Below are 24,107 nucleotides of genomic sequence, written 5' to 3'. Positions count from 1 at the left end.
ATATATGTAAAAAAATTTTAGATTATAATATTATTACATACAATTAATTTTAAAATAAATAAAAAAAGAGTGTAAGTTGATGAGACTTACACTCTGAAAAATTATATACTTTGATTCTTGATAATTGTTAAACTATCTGATGTAAGATTATAGATGTTATAAATTAAGCCATTTTTCCGTGGAATGTTCTGTTTATAACGTCTAATTGTTGCTCTCTAGTTAACTTGATGAAGTTTACAGCGTATCCTGAAACTCTTATAGTTAATTGAGGGTATTTTTCTGGATGCTCCATAGCATCTTCTAAAGTAGCTCTATCAAATACGTTAACGTTTAAGTGATGAGCTCCTTGAGCGAAGTATCCGTCCATCATTGAAGATAAGTTGTTTACTCTTTCGTTCATATCTTTTCCTAAAGCACCTGGTACTATAGAGAAAGTATTAGATATACCATCTTGAGCATGCTCGTATGGTAATTTAGCAACTGAAGATAATGAAGCTAAAGCTCCGCTGTTATCTCTTCCGTGCATTGGGTTAGCTCCTGGAGCGAATGGCTCACCAGCTCTTCTTCCGTCAGGAGTGTTACCAGTCTTCTTACCGTAAACAACGTTTGAAGTTATTGTTAATATAGATTGAGTATGGTAAGAATCTCTGTAAGTTTTGTTCTTTCTTATTTTGTTCATGAAGTTTTCTACTAAGTCACAAGCTATTTGGTCAACTCTGTCATCGTTGTTTCCGAATTTTGGATAATCTCCTTCTATTTCGAAGTCAACAGCTATACCAGCTTCGTTTCTTATAGTTTTAACTTTAGCATGTTTTATAGCAGATAATGAGTCAACGCAAACTGATAAACCAGCTATACCACAAGCCATAGTTCTGAATATTTCTCTATCATGTAAAGCCATTTCTAATGCTTCATAAGAGTACTTATCATGCATGTAGTGGATTATGTTTAATGTATTTACGTATAAGTTAGCTAACCAATCAGTGAATGGTTCGAACTTAGCCATAACTTCATCGTAATCTAAGTATTCTGAAGTTATTGCTTCGAATTTAGGTCCAACTTGTACTCCTGACTTCTCATCAACACCACCGTTTATAGCGTATAATAAAGTCTTAGCTAAGTTTACTCTAGCTCCGAAGAATTGCATTTGTTTACCTATTCTCATTGCAGATACACAACAAGCTATACCGTAGTCATCTCCCCAGTATGGTCTCATTAAGTCATCGTTCTCGTATTGAACAGAACTTGTATCTATTGAAACTTTTGAACAGAAGTCTTTGAATCCTTGAGGTAATCTAGTAGACCATAATACTGTTAAGTTTGGCTCTGGAGATGGTCCAAGAGTGTAAAGAGTATTTAACATTCTGAATGAGTTTTTAGTTACTAATGTTCTACCATCTATACCCATACCACCGATTGATTCAGTTACCCAAGTTGGGTCTCCTGAGAATAAATCGTTGTATTCTGGAGTTCTTAAGAATTTAACCATTCTTAACTTCATAACGAAGTGGTCCATTATTTCTTGAATTTCTTCTTCAGTTATTGTTCCGTTAGCTAAATCTCTTTCGAAGTATATGTCTAAGAATGTAGAAGTTCTACCTAATGACATTGCAGCTCCGTTTTGATCTTTTATAGCTCCTAAGTATCCGAAGTATAACCATTGAACAGCTTCTCTTGAGTTAGTAGCTGGCTTAGATATATCGAATCCGTAAGATAAAGCCATTCTCTTTAATGCTTCTAAAGCTTTTATTTGATCAGATATTTCTTCTCTAGCTCTTATAACTTCTTCGTCTATACATCTTACTTCGTATTCAGCTTTTTGAGCTAATTTATCTTCTATTAATCTATCTACACCGTATAAAGCAACTCTTCTGTAGTCACCTATTATTCTACCTCTTCCGTAAGCATCTGGTAAACCAGTTATTATACCAGATCTTCTAGCAGCTCTCATTTCAGGAGTGTAAGCATCGAATACCCCTTGGTTATGAGTTTTTCTATATTTAGTGAATATTTCGCTTATTTCAGGATCACATTCGTATCCGTAAGCCTTACAAGAATTTTCAACCATTTTTATACCACCGAAAGGCATAACAGCTCTTTTTAATGGTGCGTCAGTTTGGAAACCAACTATTGTTTCTAATTCTTTATCTAAGTATCCTGGTGCATAAGCATCTATCATAGATACTGTTTTAGTATCAACGTCTAAAGTTCCGCCATTTTCTCTTTCTTTTTTGAAAAGAGCCATAGCTTCTTCCCATAATTTTTTAGTGTTTTCAGTAGCTCCAGCTAAGAAAGAATCATTTCCTTCATATGGAGTGTAGTTTTCTTGGATGAACCCTCTAACATCTATTTCTTTAGTCCATCTACCTTCTTTAAATCCTTGCCATGCATTCATGTGAATAGCCTCCTTGTTAGGGTTTAAAATTTGTAAAGTTATTTATTGTTATTTAAATTTAAATATTTAATATTATTATTTAAATTTAAATATTTAAAAAATTTATATTATTAATCTAGCTAGATAATTTTTAGACAATATAATCATAACATATAAAAGGTATTTTGTATACAACCTTTCGCATAAATATTGTCGATAATTTTTAAATTTAATCTGAATTTGTTTTCCTTATAATCATATAATACCCAAGTGTTTTTATGCTAAAACAAAAAAATTTAAAAATAAAAAAATAGTATATATGTCCAAATAATGAATATCTATCTTATATAGGGGAGGGATATTATGTTATTTATTATTATACTATTTATTTTAGGTTTTATATTAATAACAAAAGGAGCAGATATATTTATAAACTATACAGTAATAATAGGGAAGAAGACTAATATATCGGAATTGGTACTTGGTGCTACGATAGTAAGTTTTGCAACAACTCTTCCAGAGTTAACAGTGTCAACAGTAGCATCTTTACAAGGGCATACAACAATGAGCCTAGGGAATGCAGTAGGTTCTATTATTTGTAACACAGGCTTAGTACTTGGGTTAGTAGCATTTATAAGTCCATTTAAAGTAGATAAAAATATGTTTTTTTCAAAATCAATAATTCTTTTAATATCAGTATTTTTAACAATATTACTTAGTATAGATGGAAATATTAATAGAATAGATGCATTATTGCTTCTTTTAATGCTTTTAGTATATATGTATACAAATTATAAAAGTGTAGAAAAAGATAGTAAAACAGACTTAAGTAAAAATTATAATAGAGGAAGTATAAATATAAAGGAAACATTGAAAATAGCTGTCTTTTTTATACTTGGATTAGTAATGATGGTTTTAGGCTCAAAATTATTAGTAGATAATGGGATAAAAATAGCAGAAATTATAGGCATACCACAAGGAATAATAAGTCTTACTGTAATAGCACTAGGTACGTCACTGCCTGAATTAGTATCATCAATAACTGCTATAAGGAAAAAGCATCATGCTATATCAGTGGGAAATGTATTAGGTGCTAACATATTAAATATAGTATCTGTAATAGGAATATCAGCAATACCAAATGATATACCAATTTTGGCACAAACAGCAAAAATAGATTTTCCTTTTATGATAGCTCTACTTTTGATTTTAATAATACCAACTATTAAAAAACATAAATTACATAGATGGCAGGGAATGCTAATGCTTTCAACATATCTTTTATATATGGCTACATTATATTATATATATATCGTTGCTTAATGGTATAAAACAAGTTGTATTATCTTGAATATTATAGATGAGTAAGGGATAAAATACTAATTGCATATTATTCGAATTAAATATATAATAGATAAGTTAATATAATTAGATAACGGAAAGGAAATAATATATGAACACAATAAAATTTGAAGACTTACCAATAAGTGATGATATAAAAAGAGCTATATCGGACATGGGGTTTGAAGAACCATCTCCAATACAAGCTCAATCTATACCTGTTGTATTATCAGGTAAAGATGTTATAGGTCAAGCACAAACAGGTACGGGAAAAACAGCAGCATTCAGTATACCAATACTAGAAACTATAAATCCAGAGGATAAAAGTTTACAAGCGGTGGTACTTTGTCCTACTAGAGAACTTGCAATACAAGTTTCTAAAGAAATAAGAAAAATATCTAAATACATGCACGGAATAAAAACTTTACCTATATATGGTGGGCAACCAATAGATAGACAAATAAAGTCTTTAAAAGGGGGAGTTCAAATAGTAATAGGAACTCCAGGTCGTGTTATAGACCATATAAACCGTAAAACATTAAAAATGGATAATGTTAAGATGGTTGTATTAGATGAAGCGGATGAAATGTTAGATATGGGGTTCAGAGAAGATATAGAAACTATAATAAGTAGAACTCCAGAAGATAGACAAACAGTATTCTTCTCAGCTACTATGCCAAAAGGGATATTAGAGTTAACAAAGGCATACCAAAAAAATCCAGAGCACATAAAGGTTGTTAGAAAAGAACTTACAGTGCCTAATATAAAGCAATACTATATAGAAACTAGATCTGCAAATAAATTAGAAGTATTATGTAGATTAATAGATGTTTACAATCCAAAATTATCAGTAGTATTCTGTAACACTAAGAGAGGTTCAGATGAATTAGTTAGTGAATTACAGGCTAGAGGATATTTTGCAGATGCATTACACGGGGATTTAAAACAAACTCAAAGAGATATAGTTATGGATAAGTTTAGAGGGGGAACTATAGACATACTAGTAGCGACAGATGTTGCAGCTAGAGGAATAGACGTTGATGATGTTGAAGCGGTATTTAACTATGATCTTCCTCAAGATGAAGAATACTATGTTCATAGAATAGGTAGAACTGGTAGAGCTGGTAGAGAAGGTATATCTTTCAGTTTTGTATTTGGAAAAGAAATGAGAAAGATGAAAGATATAGAAAGATATACTAAGACTAAGTTAATTAAGCATGGTATACCTTCAATAGCTGATGTTGAAGAAAAGAAAGTAAGTGCATTCTTCAAAGAAGTTAAATCAACTATGGAACAAGGGCAATTAACTAAACAAATGCAATGGTTAGAAACATTCTGTCAAGAAGAAGATTACTCTACAGTTGATGTAGCTGCTGCACTTTTAAAATTAGCTTTAGGTGAAGAACTTAAAGAAGAAATAGTAGAGGAAAAACCAAGACAACGTAGAGAAGCGCGTTCTAAAGGTGGATCAACTGGGGCTCAAGAAGGTATGGCTAGATTATTTATAAATGTAGGTAGAAACCAAAGAGTTCAAGCTAAAGATATATTAGGTGCAATAGCTGGAGAAGTTGGGATACCAGGAAAACTTATAGGAACTATAGATATATATGACAAATATACTTTCGTTGAAGTACCTAAGCAAAATGCTAAAAAAGTATTAGAAAAGATGAAAGATATAAAAATAAAAGGTAACAAGATAAACATAGAAAAAGCAAACAACAAAAGAAGATAGATAAAAAGCATAGCAAAAGCTATGCTTTTTTATATGCAAAAATTTTCTATTAATTATTACTTTATATAAAGATAAATAAATTAATAGAAAAAAATGTATATTAATAAAAAATATGTAAATAATAAATATGTGGATTGCCAACATTTAACATCATTAATTATATAATTTATGTCTGATGTTGATTAAGACATAATAAAACAAAAGTAGTTAAATTTTGTTGAAGGATAAAAAGTAAATATAATAGAATTGATTAAGAGTTAATATACTCAATAATCAGGGGGGATACAAATGATAAACTACTACTTAGAACAAAAAACTCTAACAATAGAGTTTGTATTTACAGAACTAGACCACCATATAACAAATGAGGTTAGAGATGAAATAGATAATATATTACTATCTAAGCCTATAAAAAACATAATATTTGATTTTAGAAATATTAAATTTATGGATTCATCAGGGATAGGTGTAATTATAGGTAGATACAAAAAAATATCAGCTGAAGGTGGAAAAGTATCTATAATAAATGCAAATGAAAGAGTTGAGAAAGTATTTAATTTATCTGGAATGAATAAAATTATAGACATAAACAATACAGATGAAGTAGTAAGTTCTATATAAGGGGGAATACAAAATGAAGAACATTATGGAAGTTAAATTTTCTGCTAAATCTGAGAATGAAAGTTTTGCTAGAGTTATAGTAGCTTCATTTGCTGCGAAATTAGATCCGACTATAGATGAACTAGCAGATATAAAAACTGCAGTATCAGAAGCTGTAACCAATTCAATAATTCATGGATATGATGAAAATGAAGAAGAATTCGTATATTTAAGATGTGAAATAGAAGGAAATACTATAAAAATAGTAGTAGAAGATAGAGGTAATGGTATAGAAGATGTTCAAATGGCTATGCAACCACTTTACACATCAAAGCCAGAGCTTGAAAGATCAGGAATGGGATTTACTGTAATGGAGAGCTTTATGGATGATGTATGGGTAAGTTCAATAAAGGGTGAAGGGACTAAAATTGTAATGACTAAAAAAATAAACTTACCACAATAAAGTCCAAAAGAATAGAGGTTTTATTATGGGGATAATTGCAATAAAAGAAGAAAAGAGAGTATTGCTTAGTCATGAAGAAACATTAAAATTAATAGATAAAGCACAAAATGGAGATGAGGAAGCTAAGGAAATACTAATAACTAACAATCTAGGATTAGTTAGAAGTGTTGTAACTAAATTTTTAAATATAGGTTATGATAGAGATGATTTATTTCAATTAGGGTCAATAGGTTTAATAAAGGCTATATATAAGTTTGATCCTAAGTTTAATGTAAAGTTTTCTACATATGCTGTACCAATGATATTAGGAGAAATAAAAAGATATCTAAGAGATGACGGAATGGTAAAAGTATCTAGGTCTTTAAAGCAAATAGCTATAAAAGCTAAAACACAAAGTGAAATACTTAGCAAGAAACTAGGAAGAGAACCAAGTATAGAAGAAATAGCTAATGTATTAGAAGTGGAAAAAGAAGACTTAGTTATGGCAATGGAATCTAATTTTTCTGTAGAGTATTTACATGGAGTTATACATGAAGAAGAAGGAAATCCAATTTGCTTAATAGATAAGATTAGCTTAAAGGGAGAGTGTGAAGAAGAGAAAGTAATAGATAATCTTCTTTTAAAAGAAGTTTTAGGCAAATTAGAAAAAAGAGAAAGACAGATAATAATGCTTAGATATTTTGAAGATAAAACTCAAAGTGAAATTGGGGATATGTTAAATATATCTCAAGTACAAGTTTCTAGAATAGAGAAAAAAGTATTAGCTAAATTAAAATCATATATTAGTTAATAAAAATAAAAAGCACCCAATAGACAAATATTTGTTTAGTGGGTGCTTTTTATTTGAAATAAATTATAGGTAAAAACAACCTAGGTTAAAATTTATATAAATGCTGCTTAAGTTTTAATATATTAGAATATTTTATTAGCTTAAACAAATAATAAAGTAAGAAGGAGGTATTATATATGGATGATATTTACTTAATACCTAAGAGTATAAAACCTTTTAACATATCAAAAAAAGAGATTTATTTAGGTGAAATATATACTATCTATCCAGAGGCTTATGAAGCGAAAATAAAAGATATATGCTTAAGAAGCTACGACAATAATACATCTAAATATGATGTAATACATTTAGGTGAAGTTATAGAAGAAGTAAATAATAGGTTTCCAAAATTAAGGTTAAATTTTTTGAAACCTGAAGATATAATAATCTTCTTTGACAGCTACAAAAAAGATAGAACTAAATACATAAGAGTTTTCATAGTAGCAGTAGTAGTACTTATGGGTTCTATAATGGGAATAATGAACTTTCATGCAGATGTAAATATGGCTCATTCGCAATTTATGATGGTAAATGCAATCACAAAAGATGCAAAGTCTTATATGCCATATTTTCAAATACCATACTCAATTGGTATAGGAATTGGCGTAGCATTATTTTTTAATAAATTCATACCAAATTATTCTAGAGGAGAGCCTAGTCCTTTAGATTTAAAGATGGTTTCATTAAATAAAGAAATAGAAAATCAACTAAGAAAAAAACAGTGAGGTATTTTGTGAAATTATTTTTAATAATATTTGGAATATCATCAGGAGTAGTTGTTGGGTCAGGAGTAGTTTCTTTACTAATACTTGTAGGTATAATACCTAGAATGGCACAAATAAGTAAGACAAAAGAATTTATAGGGGCATATGAAAGTCTACTGGTTATAGGAACTTTATTTGGAAGCTTAATTTCAATTCAAGGCATGAATATACGCATAGGTAAAATGGGTGCTTTAGTAGCAGGGCTTGCTTATGGAGCATTCGTAGGTTTTTTAAGTTCGGGCCTAACAGAGATATTAGATTATATACCTGTAGTTGCAAGAAGATTAAAAATACCTGCTTTGTATTTAAAATATATAATTATAGCAATGCTTGTGGGAAAAGTAATTGGATCTTTAATAGGATGGTCTATAATTCAAGGAGGTTAATTTATGGATAAAAATTACAAAAAGTATGTTGAAGAAAAAAGCCCAAAACCAACATACGCGAAAAACTATATATTAGCATTTATAGTTGGTGGAATAATATGCGTAATAGGACAAGGTATAAATGATTTTTATATGAATTTTGTAGGGCTTGGTAAACTAGATGCAGCAGGCGCTACATCAATAACTTTGATATTTATAGGAGCTTTATTAACAGGTCTTGGTGTGTATGATCTTATAGGAAAAAGGGCAGGTGCAGGTTCAGCTATACCTATAACAGGATTTGCAAATTCTATAGTATCACCTGCTATGGAGTTTAAAAGAGAAGGTTATGTACTTGGAGTAGGAGCAAACTTATTTAAAATTGCAGGTCCAGTATTAGTATATGGAATAGGCTCATCTATTCTATGTGGATTTATATACTATATTTTCAATCTTATAAAATAAGGAGACTAAAATATGAAAAGTAAAAGAATTGGAAATAGAACAGTAAAACTAGAAAATAAGCCAACTATTATATCAGCTAGTTCAGTTGTTGGTCCCAAAGAAGGAGAAGGACCATTAAGAGAATATTTTGATATTATACTTGAGGATGACTTATGTGGTCAAAAATCATGGGAATTAGCAGAGAGTGATATGGTAAAAACTGCTATGAAAAAAACATGTGAAAAAGCTAATAAAAAATTAGAAGATATAAATTATATGATAGGTGGAGATTTGCTCAATCAAATATTTCCTGCATCTTTTGCTGCTAGGGACTTATCTATACCATTTATAGGAATATATGGAGCATGTTCTACTATGGCAGAAGGTATGTGTATAAGCTCTATGCTTATAGACGGAGGATTTGCAGACTTGATACTATCTGGAACATCTAGTCATTTTTGTGCAGCAGAGAGACAATTTAGGTTTCCTCTAGAATTTGGTAATCAAAAACCTATGACAGCTCAATGGACCGTTACTGGTGCAGGTAGTGTATTAATATCTCCAAAAGGGCAAGGGCCTAAGGTTACCCATGTAACTATTGGAAAAGTAATAGATAAGGGTATAGATGATGGTAATAATATGGGAGCAGCTATGGCTCCTGCAGCAGTAGATACTATATACTCATATTTTAATGATACAAAAGATGACCCAAATAGCTTTGATGTAATAGCTACAGGAGATTTGGGAAAACTAGGTAAAGAAATAACAGAAGAATTATTAGCTCAAAGGGGACTTGATATATCAAAAGTATATATGGATTGTGGAATAGAAATGTTTAATATGGAAAAACAAGATGTACACTGTGGAGGTAGTGGATGTGGATGTTCAGCTACTGTTTTCTGTGGATATATTTACAAAAAACTTAAAAATAAAGAATTCAATAAAGTAATGCTAGTATCAACAGGGGCTTTATTATCACCAACTAGTACTTTACAAAAACAAACAATACCCTGTGTAGCTCATGCAGTAATTATTGAAAATAAGGAGTGATTAAATATGCTTATGGATTATGTAAGGGCATTTATAGTAGGAGGAATAATTTGTCTTATTGGTCAGATTCTTCTTGATTACTTTAAAGTACAAATGCCCTATATAATGGTATCTTATGTTACTAGCGGAGTAATTTTAACATTTTTAGGGATATATGAACCTATAGTTAAGTTTGGAGGATCAGGAGCGACAGTACCTATAATAGGATTTGGATATTCATTAGCAAATGGCGTAAAAAAAGCAATAGAGACTGATGGGTTTATGGGAATATTCACAGGAGGTACAATTGCAACTGCAGGAGGAATAGCAGGAGCTATATTTTTTGGATATATGATGGCACTTATTTTTACACCAAAAGCTAAACCTTAAAATTAATAAATGTATATAAGTTAATAATTTAAGTTATATAAAATATTATAATATAAGGCATAAATAAAAAAAGACTATCTCAAAATAGAGAATAGTCTTTTTTATATATATTAAACTATTGTCCAGTTGGATTACTAGCTGGATTAGTAGCTCCACCGCTATTATCGGCAGGAGGAGTAGTATTTCCACCACCATTACTAGGAGGAGGAGTTGCAGTTCCGCCGCCATTATTAGGAGGAGGAGTTGTAGTATTTCCGCCACCATTATCGGCAGGAGGAGTAGTATTTCCGCCACCATTATCAGCAGGAGGAGTAGTATTTCCACCGCCATTATCAGTAGGAGGAGTAGTATTTCCACCGCCATTATCAGCAGGAGGAGTAGTATTATTATCTACAGTACCTTCATTATTTTGGTTTTCAGGAGGTGTAGTAGATTCTTCATGTTTTGGCTTTACAGCATTGGCTCTAGAAGTATATTTAGTTGGAGATGTTCCATCTATAAATGCTGCTTTAACACCAGATGAAGATCTTCCACCATCTATTAAGTTAATTTTAGCAAAGTATACTTTATCAGGAACTTTGAAATCAACTTTCTTTAAGTTTTCATGAATTTGTCTCATAACTATAGACCAAAGTTTTGCTGCCGAACCACTTCCACCTTCAACACTTTCACGAGGTATAAATTCTCCTGTAGTAGGATTTTTTCTACCTGCATCATCACCTATATAAGTTGCACCAACGTAGTATGGAGTGTAACCAACAAACCAAGCATCTAAGGCTTTATTAGTTGTTCCTGTTTTACCAGCAACAGGCATTCCACCAGGTATAGCAGCTTTACCACCGATACCTTCAGTTATAACTGCCTTTAGCATATCAGTAATTACGTAAGCAACATCAGGATCAACAACTTTGTGTTGTTCAGGAGTATTTTTAACTATTAATTGTCCATCATAACTTGTTATAGTTGTAAATATAGTTGGCTCTATATAAACACCGCCATTAGCTAAAGTTCCATAAGCAGAAGCCATTTCAAGAGGTGATATACCATGAGTCATACCTCCAAGTGTTAATGCTGGGAATCTTCTATCATTACTTTCTGCATTTGCAGTATTACTATCAACTAAAGTTGTTATACCAAAATTCTTTAAGTAATCCATCATTATATCAACACAATCTTTATAAGAATCACCTAAAAGTTCGGCAGTTCTTATAGCTATAGTATTTGATGAGTAAGCTAAAGCTTTACGTAAACTCATGATATCTTTACCAGGAGTAGTCGTATTTGGATTCCACTTATTATTTTCCTTAAACTTATAAGGTGTAAGATTTGCAGTAGTATCACTTAATGCAGTAGCTTGAGTTAATTTAAGTGTATCTATAGCAGGTGTATAAACTGATAATGGCTTTATAGTTGAACCTGGTTGTTGAGGAGTAGTAGCTCTATTTAGAGTTTTTCTTCCTGTTATATGTCTACCACCAACTAAAGCTTTTATTTCACCAGTTTTATAATCTAATATAACCATAGATGATTGAGGTTGAGTCATTCCATTGCTATGACGGCTACCAGGGAAGTTATTATCATTATCATATTCTTTTTCTAATATTTTTTGCATTTTAGGGTCTATAGTAGTGTGTATCTTTAAACCACCATTATAGAACATATTATATGCTTCGTCTTTAGTATTACCTTGTGCTACTAAAGCATCTATAACTTTATATTCTATTAAATCCTCAACTGAAGAAGAAACACTTTCTTTAGGCTTAGGTAGTTTTATATTTATTTCCTCAGCCACAGCCTCATTGTATTCTGATTGTGTTATAGCTCCAGTTTGTAGCATTTTACCTAAAACAATATTACGTCTTTCTTTAGCCTTAGGATTAGGTACAGCTTTTCTAACAACCATAGTACCAGCTTTTAATTGCTTGTAAGTATCATCGTTAGGAATAAGTCCCCAAGAATTTAACTTTTCAACCATATCTAATTCCATTGGAGTAGGATCATCAAGAGTATCATCAGGAGTATTTATGAAAAATAGTAATCTATTTGCAACATCATCCTTAGTTTCATTACCTTCTAACTTAGCAGTAATATAAGCTGAATATCTTGACGGGTTTTGAGTAGAACCTGCAAGTAATGCTGACTCACCAAGAGTAAGTTGCGATGCTTTTTTATCAAAATATCCTCTAGCACCAGCCTCAGCACCAGCTAGACCCTTACCAACGAAGAAGTTATTTAAGTAAAGTTCTAATATCTCATCTTTACTTAAGACTTTACTCATTTCATGAGCATAGTATATATCCTTTATTTTACGAGGAAGGCTTTGTTCAGTAGATGTTAGTAACATTTTTGATACCTGCATAGGTATTGTACTACCACCTTGCTTATCTCCAGTAAGAGTTTTTACTACAGATCTTAGCAATCCTCTTATATCTACTCCACCATGTTCATAAAAACGCTCATCTTCTATAGCTACTATTGCCTTAGGAAGATATTTACCCATATCTTTTAGAGGTACAGGTTGCTTTTTATTTACACTAGGGGCATTAGAAAGTAGATCATTATTAGCATAGTATATACGCGTTGTTTGATAAGTCTTTTCTTCTAAAAGAGCTTTTGATATTGGCTCAGCGTTTCTTAATGAAGCAAAGACTACACCAGTTCCAACGGCTACTCCAGCAACTAATAAAACTAAACAAACTACCAAAATAGACCTGAGAGTCTTAAACTTATCTTTTTTCTTTTTTGGTTTAGTTTTTTTATTTGAGCTACTAGTAGATGAACCACGAGAAGTAGATGAACTACGAGTGGTAGATGAATTACGAGTAGCTGTTGAAGAAGAAGAACTTGCTTTCTTTCTTCTTATTTTATTTCTATTTTCATTATTATCATTATTCATTAAGTTAACCTCCTTACTTAATGCAATATTATACCATATATATATGAAATTTTCTAATTACAGAATAAAATAGTCATAATTTATATATACTAAAAATCTGCAAAATACTTCCAAAACAAACATGTTATTAATTATATAATTTAAAAAATTATTATAACTTTAATAATAATTATTTTTATCTAATAATATAAAAAATATGTGATACTTTGTTTGCATAAAATATTATGGGGGTGATATTTTGAATAAAAATAGATATGATTTTAAAAATAGCTTTATTAAAAAACCACTAATAATATTTTTAATTATATCTATATTATCTATATTAATAGGAAGCTTTATATATGTAGATAAAAATTTAAGACCAACAATAACAGTTCTTGCAGAAACAAAAGCAATAGAACTGGCAAACAGATCTATAAATAAAGCTGTTGGAGACATTGTAAAAGATAAGATTAATTATTCAGATTTAATGAATACAAATATGGATTCTCAGGGAAAAATAACTATGATTCAAGCCAACACTATAATGATGAATCAAATAGCTTCAGATGTTGCTTTAGAAATTCAAGAAGAATTAAAAAAGGTAAAATCAACAACTGCATACATACCTATAGGAACAGCTCTTAAAAGTCCCATACTTGCTAAATACGGTCCTCAAATTAAGGTATCTATTGAACCAATAGGAACAGTATCAGTAGATTTTGAAACTAAGTTTGAATCATCTGGTATAAATCAAACTAGACATACAATATATCTTCAAGTTAAGACACAAGTAAGAGTAGTAATACCACTTACAACATCAACTAAAGAAGTTAAAGCTAAAGTACCTATATGTGAAACTATAATAGTAGGAGATGTACCAAATAGCTTTATTAATTTACCAGAAAAAGGTTTACTAAATGTATCTCCTTAAATATAAAGATAAGCCAGGATTAACCTGACTTATCTTTACATTAATTTTCATTCATCCACTTTATATAAACTGCATATCCAAGAGCAGGATTGTTTTCAATAGCATGTGATACAGCTCCGATAATTTTATCACCCTGAACAATAGGAGCTCCACTCATACCTTGAACAATACCACCTGTAAGAGCTAATAAATCTTTATCTACTACTTTTATTTTAAAAGTTTTAGCTTTAGGAGAATGTTGAAGTTGTATATCAACTATTTGTATATCAAATGCATCTTTTGTATAAGAACCAGTTTGTAAGATTATTTGAGCTTTTCCTAGTTTAACCTCATCCAAAGAAGCAACTTTATAAGGTTTTAACAAAGAATCTTTAAATGTAGCTATTTCACCTTTTATACCAAAATCTGAGTTATGGGTAAACTCACCAATAACATCTTTTCTTACAGCATTAATGCAACCAACATGACCTCTACATGACTTGTCGATAGTTAAATCTTTTGTAGTATATATATTACCATTTTTGATAGGAACTTTTCTTGCTAAACCAATACTTATAGGATGGCCGACAGCTCCAAATCTATTTGTTTTAGGATTTATATAAGTTAGTGTAGCAAATCCACTTATATAGTTGTTACAATTTACCTTTTCTAATTCATTTTTAGTAGTTTTAAATGAAAAAGTATTTTCGCCTCTTTTTACAAGAACAACTGCATCATCTTTAGTAGATAAATTAGATAATAAATCTGTAAAATCTTTGTAACTATTAACCTGAGTTCCGTTAACTTTTAAAATTGAATCTCCCACACAAAATGAAGAACCTTCAATAAAATTTTTAACAACTAAATTTTCTAATTCAGCATCTATCTGGATTAGATTTCCCATAGGAATTAGGTAATCTTCATCTTTTTGGATAGAATGTGAATAAATTAAATTAGTTGAGAGAAAATATAATAAAAATGATACAAATAAGATAAATTTTAACTTTAATAAACTTTTATTTTTTAAATCTAAAAATTTATACATAAAACACCTTCTTTCTGTCTATACTTGATTGATTTTGGTGCCTTAATAATATATTGCACACTAATTTTCTTTTAATCCTTGTAAAATAGAAGCAATATAGTTTTAGATTACATAAATAAATAATTAATCAATAACCTAGAAAAAAATACTTTTTAAAATATAAATACATAATCAAATATCAAAATAAAAATAAAAAGTATTCATTTATAGTTCATAATATAGGGTATTTTAAAAATAAAATAAAAAATAATTACAGTTAAAGTATTTACATAAAAAATATTCACAAAAAAATAAAAACACTTATACAAAAATTGTTAAGTGTTTTTTCTTTTTACTTTTTTATAAACTTTCCTTTTATAAGATTTATTTCTAATTTTTTTAGTAGGTATATTAGTTATAGCAACATCTGGAATAGGAGATGGAACTGGTTCTGAGTCATCTTCTGAAAAGCATGCTTCAACTGATGAAATTAAAGCAAGTTCATCAGACAATACTGCAAAAAAAGAAGCTAAGATACTCAAATCTTGAGTATCAAACTCCTCTGCAAGGGCAATGGATATAGTTGAAGCTAACACTATATAATCAACATAACCAAATTTACATAGTCTAGGCTTATTTTTATCATTACACTTATCATTCATTTTTATAACCACCTCCTATAAAAGGTCATATAAATATATATGAGTTCAATAAAAAAATAAAACCATAATATAAAAGTATAAAAAATTTCAAAAAGTAAAATATGTAATATTTAACTAAAAATGAATATAAGAGTACATTTAATGTAAAAATATATAAAGATATTAGTTTTAATATAAATTGAAATTTAGGAAGGTGTATGTAGTTGAAAAAATATAGAATATTAGTATTATCCATAATGACCATAGCAATTATAATAATATTTACTTCAAACCCAATGAGCAATTTAAATAAAGGGACAGGTTTAATAGGTAACATCATAAAACAAAATGAACAATCTAATGATGAAAAAGAAGCAAAAGATAATAAAGTTAATGACAATAGTACAAAAGAAAAGAATAAAGCTGATCAAAAGGAAATATTAATATGCATAGATCCAGGCCATCAAGAAAAAGGAGATAGAAGACCAGAACAGGTAGCTCCTGGCTCAGGTCAAACAAAGGCAAGAGTATCATCTGGTGCAACGGGTGTTTCAACAAAAAAACCAGAATACATATTAAATTTAGAAGCATCCATGGTTTTAAAGCATATATTAGAGGGTAAAGGATACAATATAGTGATGACTAGAGAATCTCATAATGTTAATATAAGTAATGCAGAAAGAGCTCAGTTAGCAAATGATAAAAATGCAAAAATGGTAATTAGAATTCATGCAGATAGTATAAGTAATCCATCAAAAACAGGAGCGTCGATTTTAATACCAGCTAAGGATGGTAAATATACAACTTCAATATACGAAGAAAGTAGTAAGTGCGCAAATTTAGTACAGGAAAAGATGAAAAATGATGGTATAAATATAAATGGTATATTTGAAAGAAATGATTTGACAGGATTTAATTGGTCTAAGGTACCAGTAATTTTAATAGAAATGGGATTCTTAAGTAATCATAGTGAAGATCAGATGATGTCAAATCCAGAATATCAAAGAAAGCTTATGCAAAGTGTAGCTGACGGGGTGGAAGAGTATTTTTTGACTAATTAGATTAGGTGAGGACAATGAAAAAAAAAATAGAAGGTGTTTATGCCAAAGCATTAACAAATACTTTTAAGTTTGTAAATCCAATAAAAAAAAGTATAATAAAAACAACTTGTGAAGTACATTTATTTATAAATGAAAATTCACTAGAAATATTAAAAAAAGAAGGAAATTATGAAATATATAATTTTTTTAAGGAATATGTAAATGATATAGAAAGAGGTCTTGTATGGGCTGATCAAGACTTTAAATCATACCACCATTTTTATAATCCAAAGGAAGGTAAAGGTAAGTATGGGTATGAAGATAATGCTCTAACAGTAGCTATAGGATATTACGATAAAGCGAAGAAATATTTTAAGGCAGGTAATTACACAAGAAGTATGTTTTTCTTTGGAGCAGCGTGTCATATAATACAAGATTTGACAATACCACAACATGCTAAAGGAAGGCTTTTAGATAATCATAGACAGTTTGAAGTGTATGTAAAAAATAACTATAAGAAAATAAAGCGATTTAAAGCACATGAAGAGCCTATTTTATTAAATAGTATAAAAGAATATGCTGATTATAATTCAATGTATGCCTTAAATGTTGACTATATGTATAAAAATGTCACTGACTTAAATACAAAATTTTATTTGATAGCAGTAAAAAGTATAAATATAGCTCAACGAACTACTGCAGGATGTATGGTAATGTTTTTTGAAGATGTAATGCATTTAAACTAATAAAGAAGAGAATGTTCTAGTATGAATTTTCATAAAAGAGCATTCTTTTTTTATAGATGCTAAAGGTTTGCTATTTACTTGATTTAACTTTAAAAAGAATATATTATATTATAGAATGTAAAGATAAAATAACAAAAGAGGTGTGAAAATGCTAGTAGTAGAAAATGTAAGTCATGGTTTCGGAGCGAGGACTATACTAGAGAATGTTTCATTCAGATTAAGAAAAGGTGAACATATAGCTTTAGTAGGAGCCAATGGAGAAGGAAAATCAACATTTTTAAATATAATAACTAAAAAACTTATGCCAGACGCAGGTAATATAAAGTGGTCATCTAGAGTAAGTGTAGGTTACTTAGACCAGCATACAGTACTTGAAAAAGGTAAAACTATAAGAGATATATTAAGAGATGCCTTTAAGCCTATGTTTGATTTAGAGCAAGAAATGTTAGCTATGTATGATAAAATGGGAGAAGCTAATGACGATGAAATGTCAAAGCTTATGGAAGAAACAGCTGAGATTCAAACAATATTAGAAAATAGTGGATTCTATATGATAGATGCAAAAATTCAAGAGGTAGCAAATGGTTTAGGTCTTGGAGAAATAGGGTTAGATAGAGATGTTACTGATTTAAGTGGTGGGCAAAGAACAAAAGTACTTTTAACTAAATTATTACTTGAAAATCCAACTATATTAATACTAGACGAGCCTACAAACTACCTAGATGAAGAACATATAGTATGGTTAACAAGATATCTACAAGAATATGAAAATAGTTTTGTATTAGTTTCTCACGACATACCATTTATAAATAATACATGTAATGTTATATATCATATGGAAAATGGAGAATTAAATAGATACAAAGGTAACTATGATGAGTTTATGAGACTTCATGAAATTAAAAAGCGTCAAGAAGAACAAGCTTATGATAGACAAGTTGAGGAAAGAAAGAAATTAGAAGACTTTATAGCTAGAAATAAGGCGAGAGTTGCAACTCGTGGAATGGCTAATAGTAGACAAAAACAATTAGATAAAATGGAAATATTAGAAAGACCAAAGGAAAAGATAAAGCCTACATTTGGATTTAAAGAAGCAAGAACTCCAAGTAGATTTATATTTGAAACAAAGGACTTAGTATTAGGATATAATGAACCATTAACAAAGCCATTAAACTTTACACTAGAGAGAAATCAAAAAATAGCTTTAAAAGGTATGAATGGTATAGGGAAGTCTACACTTCTTAAAACATTACTTGGTATAATAAAACCATTTGATGGTGAAGTTAAGTTAGGAGATTACTTAGAAGTTGGATATTTTGAACAAGAAAGCTCAAGAGAAAACACAGCTACTCCAATGGATGAAGTATGGGCGGAATTCCCAGGCCTTACAAACTTTGAAGTAAGACAAAATCTTGCTAAATGTGGTCTTACTAATGAACATATAACTAGCCAAATGAGAGTTTTAAGTGGAGGAGAAGCAGCTAAAGTTAGATTATGTAAAATAATGTTAAAAGATATAAACTTATTAGTTCTTGACGAACCTACAAACCACTTAGACGTAGAAGCTAAAGATGAATTAAAGAAAGCTATAAGAGAATTTAAAGGAACTGTATTATTAGTATGCCATGAGCCAGAGTTTTATAGTGATATAGTTGATGATGTATGGAATATAGAGGACTTTACAACTAAAATAGTATAATTATGTATTTAAGAGAATAGAGTATTTTATAAGACTAAGGGGTATGATTAATGAAAAAGATTATAAATATAATATTTTCGTTGTGCTTTAGCATATTAATAATAACTGGTGTAATAAAATTTACAGTAGGTTTTAAGCCTTTATACTACTATGATGTAGATAAGCTTAATATAGTAGAATTAACTAATATGTCTAAGGAAGACATAAAGTTAAATTATGACTATTTAATAGAGTATATTACAAGTAAAAAAGAAAATGATTTTGAAATGCCTACTCTAACTTCTTCAAAAGAAGGTAAAATACATTTTGAAGAAGTTAGAGAAATATATCAAAATGTTAATAAAATATTTAATGTATGTCTTATAATTTCTGTATTAGGAATTGTTTATAACATAAGAAATAAAAATATAAGATTTTTAAATTTAACATCAATATTATTAATAATTATGCCAGTTGCGTTGGTTATACCTATAGTCATAGATTTTGATAGCAGCTTTGTTGTATTTCATAAGCTATTATTTGACAATGACTATTGGATATTTGATCCAATATTAGATCCTGTTATAAAAATTTTGCCAGCAGAATTTTTTATGAATTCAGGTTTGATGATATTAGGTTTGATATTAGCATCTAGTATAATTATTCAGGGTATATATAGACTTTTAAAAAGAAAGAGAGAGCAATAGTATTATGCTCTCTCTTTAGTATATTACTCTTTTTCACTAGCTACTTTAATAATATCTTGAAATTTACTCATAATATAGTCATAGTTGTTTTTATTATGAGGAAGTAGACACTGAGAACAATCTTTTATACCTTTGTCTGTATATCTAAAATTTCCACCACAGTTTTTTCCTAGAGCGTATAAAGGACAGTAGCAAAATAAACAATTAAATTCCTCGGGTTTATTAGTTTTATGACAAGGAAAATACTCGCAATTTTTATGGTTAAAAAACTTATAATTTTCACTCATGAGACGAACCTCCTAATTAATTAAACTAAGATAATTATACTAAATATTTCTATTAGTGGTATAATAAAAACATTAAAATCTTTGGAAAATCAGTAAGATAATGAGGTGTTATAATGGAACATATAGAAGAAAAAAAACAAGAAAGAGCCTTGCTTGTAGGACTTAATATAACTTCTACAGCAAAAAGAACAGATGATATAGATATAAATGAATCAATGGAGGAATTAAAAGAACTTGCAAAAGCTGCAGGAGCGGAAGTTGTAGGAAGTTTAATTCAAAATAGGCAATCAAGAGATTCTGCATTTTATGTAGGAAAAGGTAAAGTAGAAGAAATAAAGGCATACTGTGAATCTTTAGATGCTACAATGGTAATATTTAATGATGAATTATCAGGTGCTCATATAAGAAATATAGAAGAAATAGTAGGCATAAAAATAATAGATAGAACTACTTTAATACTTGATATATTTGCACAAAGGGCATTAAGTAAAGAAGGTAAACTTCAAGTTGAACTAGCTCAGTTAAACTACAGACTTCCAAGATTATATGGAATGGGTGGCCAAATGAGTAGAACTGGTGCAGGTATAGGTACTAGAGGACCAGGTGAACAAAAGTTAGAAATAGATAAGAGAAATATACTTAACAAAGCAGCTGACATAAGACGTGAACTTAGAGAAGTTAAAAAAATAAGAGAAACTCAAAGAGTACAACGTATAAAATCAAATATACCTATAGTTGCACTTGTGGGTTACACTAATGCAGGAAAATCAACATTATTAAATGAATTAATAAAAACACATAAAGATTATGAAGCTGAAAAAGAAGTATTTGCAAAAGATATGCTGTTTGCTACTTTAGATGTAACTTTAAGAAAAGCAGTACTTCCAAGCAAAAAAGAATTTTTAGCAGTAGATACAGTTGGATTTGTAAGTAAACTTCCACATGATTTAGTAGAGGCATTTAAAGCAACTCTAGAAGAAGTTCAATATGCTGATTTAATACTTCATGTAGTAGACGCTACAAACTCAAATTATGAAATACAAATGAAAACAACTGAAAAAGTTCTTAAGGAATTAGGAGCAGATAATAAAAATACAATACTTGTATATAACAAAATAGACAGATTAGACCTAGATATATACCCTAAAAACAGAGATGATGTAGTATATATATCTGCTAAAAAAGGTGTGAACATGGATAAGTTATTAGAACTTATAGAAAATGCCCTAAGTGAAGCTACATATCAAGTTAAGCTTTTATTACCTTATGAAAGAGGAGATATATTTAGTAAACTTAAAAATAAATACAATGTAGAAAATTTTGAATATGTAGAAAATGGAATAACAGTTGATGTTAATTTGTTAGAAGAGGATTATAATATATATAAGGAGTATATATTAGAAAAGTAGGTAATAATATGAATATAAGTTGGGACAATATAGGCAACTTAGAGGACCATTATATAACTTATCTTCTATACAAAGAATCTAAAACAGTTTCTCAAATCAGTAAAATAAGAAATATATCAGTTACAGAGGTAAATGACCAATTAATAAAGGCAAAGCTAGAAATAAAATCAATGTTAAAAGAAAAAATTGAGTTATCAAAAGACATAATAGACAAATTTTTAGGGAAAAACAAAAATGACAGATTAGATTTTATAAGTAGCCTAAGTGAAGAAAATTTAATAGACTTTAAAAGAAAGCTATACAAAAGAATACTGACAGAAAAAAATGCAGAAGACTTAATGATATTGATTTGGACAACAGGAGAGCTAAAGGATGATAGGTTCCTAAAATTACTACATCCTCTTACAAGTCATAGACATTCGGACGTAAGAAGGATAACATATTCAGCCCTTAGGAAGATAGAATCACCTAAAAGTAGAGAGTACTTACAAAGGGGATTATATGATACCAATCCTCAAACTAGACAATACTGTGCAAAAGCACTTGCTAAAATTGGAAATGAAAATAGCTTAAAGATGTTAAAACAACTAAAAAGCAAAAAACAATTTGAGAAAGACTACGTATTAAGAGCATATGAAGACGCTATTTATAATTTAGAAAATATAGATAAATAACTTAACATAAAGGAAAAATATTTTACATATAATTAACAAATTAGTTATTTATCTATAAGACATTAAAAACCTAACATTAGAAAATCTAATAAAAACTTTGAAACATTACTTTTTAAGCAAAATATCTAAAAATTTATTACATGCTATAGAAAGTTAAATAGGAGGGGTTTTAAATGATAGTAAGACATTGTGCTGGTGGAGTAGTATTTTATGCAAATAAGGTTCTTTTGATAAAAAATGATAGAGGAGAATGGACACTTCCAAAAGGTAAAATATTTAATGGTGAACTAAAAACCGAAAGTGCAATATTAAGTGTAAAGCAAGAAACAGGTGTAGAAGGAAAAGTTTTAGGGGTAGCCGGAGATAGTATGTATGAGTTTTTCTCTAGAAGCAGACAACAACAAGTATGCAACTCAGTTACTTGGTATATAATGGAAACATCAGATACTAGTTGTGTATTAAATAAAGAATTATTAGATGGTGGATTCTTTAAGGTAAAGGATGCTATAGAACAACTAACACATAAAAAGGAAAAATCATTAGTAGAAATATCTTATAAAAAGTACAAAGAATTAAAAAAAGAAGTAGTTGAAACTAGTGCAAGTATATAATATATTTAAATATAAATAAGAGAAAGGGTTTAGCCCTTTCTTTTTTGATTTATAATAGCTTATTCGATATAATATATTATAAAAAGTATAAAATAAATTTAGTAAATTAAGAACTAATATTTAGATAGATGGAGGCTTTTATGAGTACATACAAAACATTGCATGAATTTGGAATGGATGAAGTTATAATAGAAAAATCAACTTTTATAGGGTATGCAAAGCCTATAAAAACAGAAGAAGAAGCAGTAGAATTTATAAACGAAATAAAGAAAAAGCATAAGGATGCAACTCACAATGTGTGGGCATATACAGTGGGAAAAAGTATGAACATACAAAGATATAGTGATGATGGAGAGCCGCAAGGAACAGCAGGAATACCAAGCTTAGAAGTTATAAAAAAAGAAGACTTAAGGGATGTGGTAGTTGTTGTTACTAGATACTTTGGAGGAGTTAAGCTAGGTGCAGGAGGACTTGTTAGAGCATATACTAAAGGCGCTAAGATAGGCCTTGAAGCTGGTAAAATTATAGATAAGGTTATGTATAAAGAGGTTAGAATAAAGATAGATTACAATCAACTTGGAAAAATACAAAATGAGATAATGAACATGGGGTATTTTGTAAAAGATACTATTTATGAAGATAGTGTTGAGATGATAGTTTATTCAAGACTTAATGAGGTTGATGCACTTACATCAAGAATGACAGATATAACTAGTGCTACGGCAGATATAACATTAGGTGAGGAATTTTATTTATCAGAAAAAGATGGTCAAATAATAATTTAGTATATATTAAATTGCCATATAAAAAAACTAGTTTTAATCTAGGTTTATTCACTAATTCTACATTTTAAAAATCTTATAATATAAGAGGTTATTATAACTTTAGCTTATTGTACATCGGTTGTTTTTTTAATTGGAGAATCTAAAATAAATCCATAAATAATTTTAGTGATATTCTTATAAAACAAATAGAGTAAGTATTTTGACTTACTCTATTTTTATATACTAGAGTATTAATATGTAAACTTTTTATTGATATTTAACTATTATGAAAATAAAGAAAGATGTAATACATTAATTATAGAATTTTTACCTTGATTAAAATATTGACCAAAATTTTAATTTGTAATTTAAGGGAATTAAATTTTCTATTCACTAAGTGATATTTA

24 protein-coding genes are annotated in these 24,107 nt (G+C 29.3%); 19 read left to right on the top strand and 5 right to left on the bottom strand.

Annotated elements, in window-relative coordinates:
- Window positions 1–163: 163 nt before the first annotated feature.
- Window positions 164–2,395 (bottom strand): formate C-acetyltransferase, encoded by a 2,232-nt coding sequence (pflB, locus tag I1959_RS11015; RefSeq protein ID WP_195238302.1) that lies wholly within the window; start codon window positions 2,393–2,395, stop codon window positions 164–166.
- Between the two features lie 342 nt (window positions 2,396–2,737).
- On the opposite strand from pflB, the gene I1959_RS11010 reads away from it, so the two are divergent.
- The 10 genes from I1959_RS11010 (at window position 2,738) to spoVAE (ending at window position 10,331) form a co-directional block, all read left to right on the top strand.
- Window positions 2,738–3,697 (top strand): calcium/sodium antiporter, encoded by a 960-nt coding sequence (locus I1959_RS11010; RefSeq protein ID WP_092923647.1) that lies wholly within the window; start codon window positions 2,738–2,740, stop codon window positions 3,695–3,697.
- Window positions 3,698–3,827: 130 nt separating this feature from the next.
- Window positions 3,828–5,447, top strand: a complete 1,620-nt coding sequence (locus I1959_RS11005) for a DEAD/DEAH box helicase (RefSeq protein ID WP_195238301.1) — start codon at window positions 3,828–3,830, stop codon at window positions 5,445–5,447.
- A gap of 288 nt (window positions 5,448–5,735) precedes the next feature.
- Window positions 5,736–6,068 carry an anti-sigma F factor antagonist gene (gene spoIIAA, locus I1959_RS11000; RefSeq protein ID WP_092923653.1) on the top strand — a complete coding sequence of 111 codons (333 nt, stop codon included), beginning with the start codon at window positions 5,736–5,738 and terminating at the stop codon, window positions 6,066–6,068.
- Window positions 6,069–6,081: 13 nt separating this feature from the next.
- The gene (gene spoIIAB / locus I1959_RS10995) at window positions 6,082–6,510 is read left to right on the top strand and encodes an anti-sigma F factor (RefSeq protein WP_092923656.1); all 429 of its coding nucleotides are present in this window, start codon (window positions 6,082–6,084) and stop codon (window positions 6,508–6,510) included.
- Window positions 6,511–6,535: 25 nt separating this feature from the next.
- Window positions 6,536–7,300, top strand: coding sequence for an RNA polymerase sporulation sigma factor SigF (gene sigF / locus I1959_RS10990; RefSeq protein WP_092923659.1), 765 nt, complete (start codon window positions 6,536–6,538; stop codon window positions 7,298–7,300).
- A gap of 176 nt (window positions 7,301–7,476) precedes the next feature.
- Window positions 7,477–8,064 carry a stage V sporulation protein AA gene (locus I1959_RS10985; protein WP_092923662.1) on the top strand — a complete coding sequence of 196 codons (588 nt, stop codon included), beginning with the start codon at window positions 7,477–7,479 and terminating at the stop codon, window positions 8,062–8,064.
- An 8-nt stretch (window positions 8,065–8,072) separates the two neighbouring features.
- On the top strand, window positions 8,073–8,489 hold the full coding sequence (locus tag I1959_RS10980; protein WP_195238298.1) for a stage V sporulation protein AB: 417 nt from the start codon (window positions 8,073–8,075) through the stop codon (window positions 8,487–8,489).
- Between the two features lie 3 nt (window positions 8,490–8,492).
- The gene (spoVAC, locus tag I1959_RS10975; protein ID WP_092923668.1) at window positions 8,493–8,933 is read left to right on the top strand and encodes a stage V sporulation protein AC; all 441 of its coding nucleotides are present in this window, start codon (window positions 8,493–8,495) and stop codon (window positions 8,931–8,933) included.
- A 12-nt stretch (window positions 8,934–8,945) separates the two neighbouring features.
- Window positions 8,946–9,962, top strand: coding sequence for a stage V sporulation protein AD (gene spoVAD / locus I1959_RS10970; protein ID WP_092923672.1), 1,017 nt, complete (start codon window positions 8,946–8,948; stop codon window positions 9,960–9,962).
- A gap of 6 nt (window positions 9,963–9,968) precedes the next feature.
- A complete protein-coding gene (spoVAE, locus tag I1959_RS10965; RefSeq protein ID WP_166505999.1) occupies window positions 9,969–10,331 on the top strand; it encodes a stage V sporulation protein AE in 363 nt (120 codons plus the stop codon).
- Window positions 10,332–10,446: 115 nt separating this feature from the next.
- Here the strand turns inward: spoVAE and I1959_RS10960 are convergent, their stop codons facing one another.
- Entirely contained in the window at window positions 10,447–13,227 is a 2,781-nt protein-coding gene (locus I1959_RS10960) for a transglycosylase domain-containing protein (protein WP_166505998.1), read from the bottom strand.
- Window positions 13,228–13,465: 238 nt separating this feature from the next.
- Here I1959_RS10960 and yunB point away from each other — a divergent pair, with 238 nt between their 5' ends.
- A complete protein-coding gene (yunB, locus tag I1959_RS10955; protein ID WP_207733579.1) occupies window positions 13,466–14,140 on the top strand; it encodes a sporulation protein YunB in 675 nt (224 codons plus the stop codon).
- A 40-nt stretch (window positions 14,141–14,180) separates the two neighbouring features.
- On the opposite strand, the gene I1959_RS10950 is transcribed toward yunB, so the two are convergent.
- Together I1959_RS10950 and I1959_RS10945 are read right to left on the bottom strand one after the other, a co-directional pair.
- Window positions 14,181–15,023, bottom strand: coding sequence for a SpoIVB peptidase S55 domain-containing protein (locus I1959_RS10950; RefSeq protein ID WP_243240038.1), 843 nt, complete (start codon window positions 15,021–15,023; stop codon window positions 14,181–14,183).
- A 455-nt stretch (window positions 15,024–15,478) separates the two neighbouring features.
- Window positions 15,479–15,805 carry a hypothetical protein gene (locus tag I1959_RS10945; RefSeq protein ID WP_092923687.1) on the bottom strand — a complete coding sequence of 109 codons (327 nt, stop codon included), beginning with the start codon at window positions 15,803–15,805 and terminating at the stop codon, window positions 15,479–15,481.
- 203 nt (window positions 15,806–16,008) lie between these two features.
- Between I1959_RS10945 and I1959_RS10940 the strand changes: the two genes are divergently transcribed.
- The 4 genes from I1959_RS10940 to I1959_RS10925 all read left to right on the top strand — a co-directional run bounded on the left by I1959_RS10940 (window position 16,009) and on the right by I1959_RS10925 (window position 19,955).
- Window positions 16,009–16,845, top strand: coding sequence for an N-acetylmuramoyl-L-alanine amidase (locus tag I1959_RS10940; protein ID WP_092923690.1), 837 nt, complete (start codon window positions 16,009–16,011; stop codon window positions 16,843–16,845).
- A 14-nt stretch (window positions 16,846–16,859) separates the two neighbouring features.
- A complete protein-coding gene (locus I1959_RS10935) occupies window positions 16,860–17,570 on the top strand; it encodes a zinc dependent phospholipase C family protein (protein ID WP_092923693.1) in 711 nt (236 codons plus the stop codon).
- Window positions 17,571–17,718: 148 nt separating this feature from the next.
- Window positions 17,719–19,269 carry an ABC-F family ATP-binding cassette domain-containing protein gene (locus tag I1959_RS10930; RefSeq protein ID WP_092923696.1) on the top strand — a complete coding sequence of 517 codons (1,551 nt, stop codon included), beginning with the start codon at window positions 17,719–17,721 and terminating at the stop codon, window positions 19,267–19,269.
- 50 nt (window positions 19,270–19,319) lie between these two features.
- Entirely contained in the window at window positions 19,320–19,955 is a 636-nt protein-coding gene (locus I1959_RS10925) for a TIGR01906 family membrane protein (protein WP_166505994.1), read from the top strand.
- A gap of 23 nt (window positions 19,956–19,978) precedes the next feature.
- Here the strand turns inward: I1959_RS10925 and I1959_RS10920 are convergent, their stop codons facing one another.
- On the bottom strand, window positions 19,979–20,242 hold the full coding sequence (locus I1959_RS10920) for a cysteine-rich small domain-containing protein (protein WP_092923702.1): 264 nt from the start codon (window positions 20,240–20,242) through the stop codon (window positions 19,979–19,981).
- A 113-nt stretch (window positions 20,243–20,355) separates the two neighbouring features.
- On the opposite strand from I1959_RS10920, the gene hflX reads away from it, so the two are divergent.
- From hflX to I1959_RS10900, 4 genes are all read left to right on the top strand, one after another.
- On the top strand, window positions 20,356–21,651 hold the full coding sequence (gene hflX / locus I1959_RS10915; RefSeq protein ID WP_092923704.1) for a GTPase HflX: 1,296 nt from the start codon (window positions 20,356–20,358) through the stop codon (window positions 21,649–21,651).
- Between the two features lie 8 nt (window positions 21,652–21,659).
- A complete protein-coding gene (locus I1959_RS10910; protein WP_166505993.1) occupies window positions 21,660–22,325 on the top strand; it encodes a HEAT repeat domain-containing protein in 666 nt (221 codons plus the stop codon).
- Window positions 22,326–22,498: 173 nt separating this feature from the next.
- The gene (locus I1959_RS10905; protein WP_092923710.1) at window positions 22,499–22,936 is read left to right on the top strand and encodes an NUDIX domain-containing protein; all 438 of its coding nucleotides are present in this window, start codon (window positions 22,499–22,501) and stop codon (window positions 22,934–22,936) included.
- A 140-nt stretch (window positions 22,937–23,076) separates the two neighbouring features.
- Window positions 23,077–23,721 carry a YigZ family protein gene (locus tag I1959_RS10900; RefSeq protein ID WP_166505992.1) on the top strand — a complete coding sequence of 215 codons (645 nt, stop codon included), beginning with the start codon at window positions 23,077–23,079 and terminating at the stop codon, window positions 23,719–23,721.
- Window positions 23,722–24,107 lie beyond the last annotated feature (386 nt).

The sequence above is a fragment of the Romboutsia sp. 1001285H_161024_C4 genome (genome assembly GCF_015550185.1).
Classification (GTDB): Bacteria; Bacillota; Clostridia; order Peptostreptococcales; family Peptostreptococcaceae; genus Romboutsia_C; species Romboutsia_C hominis.
The sequence above is the reverse complement of the archived record's forward strand: the minus strand, read 5'-3'. Positions and strand labels throughout refer to the sequence as shown.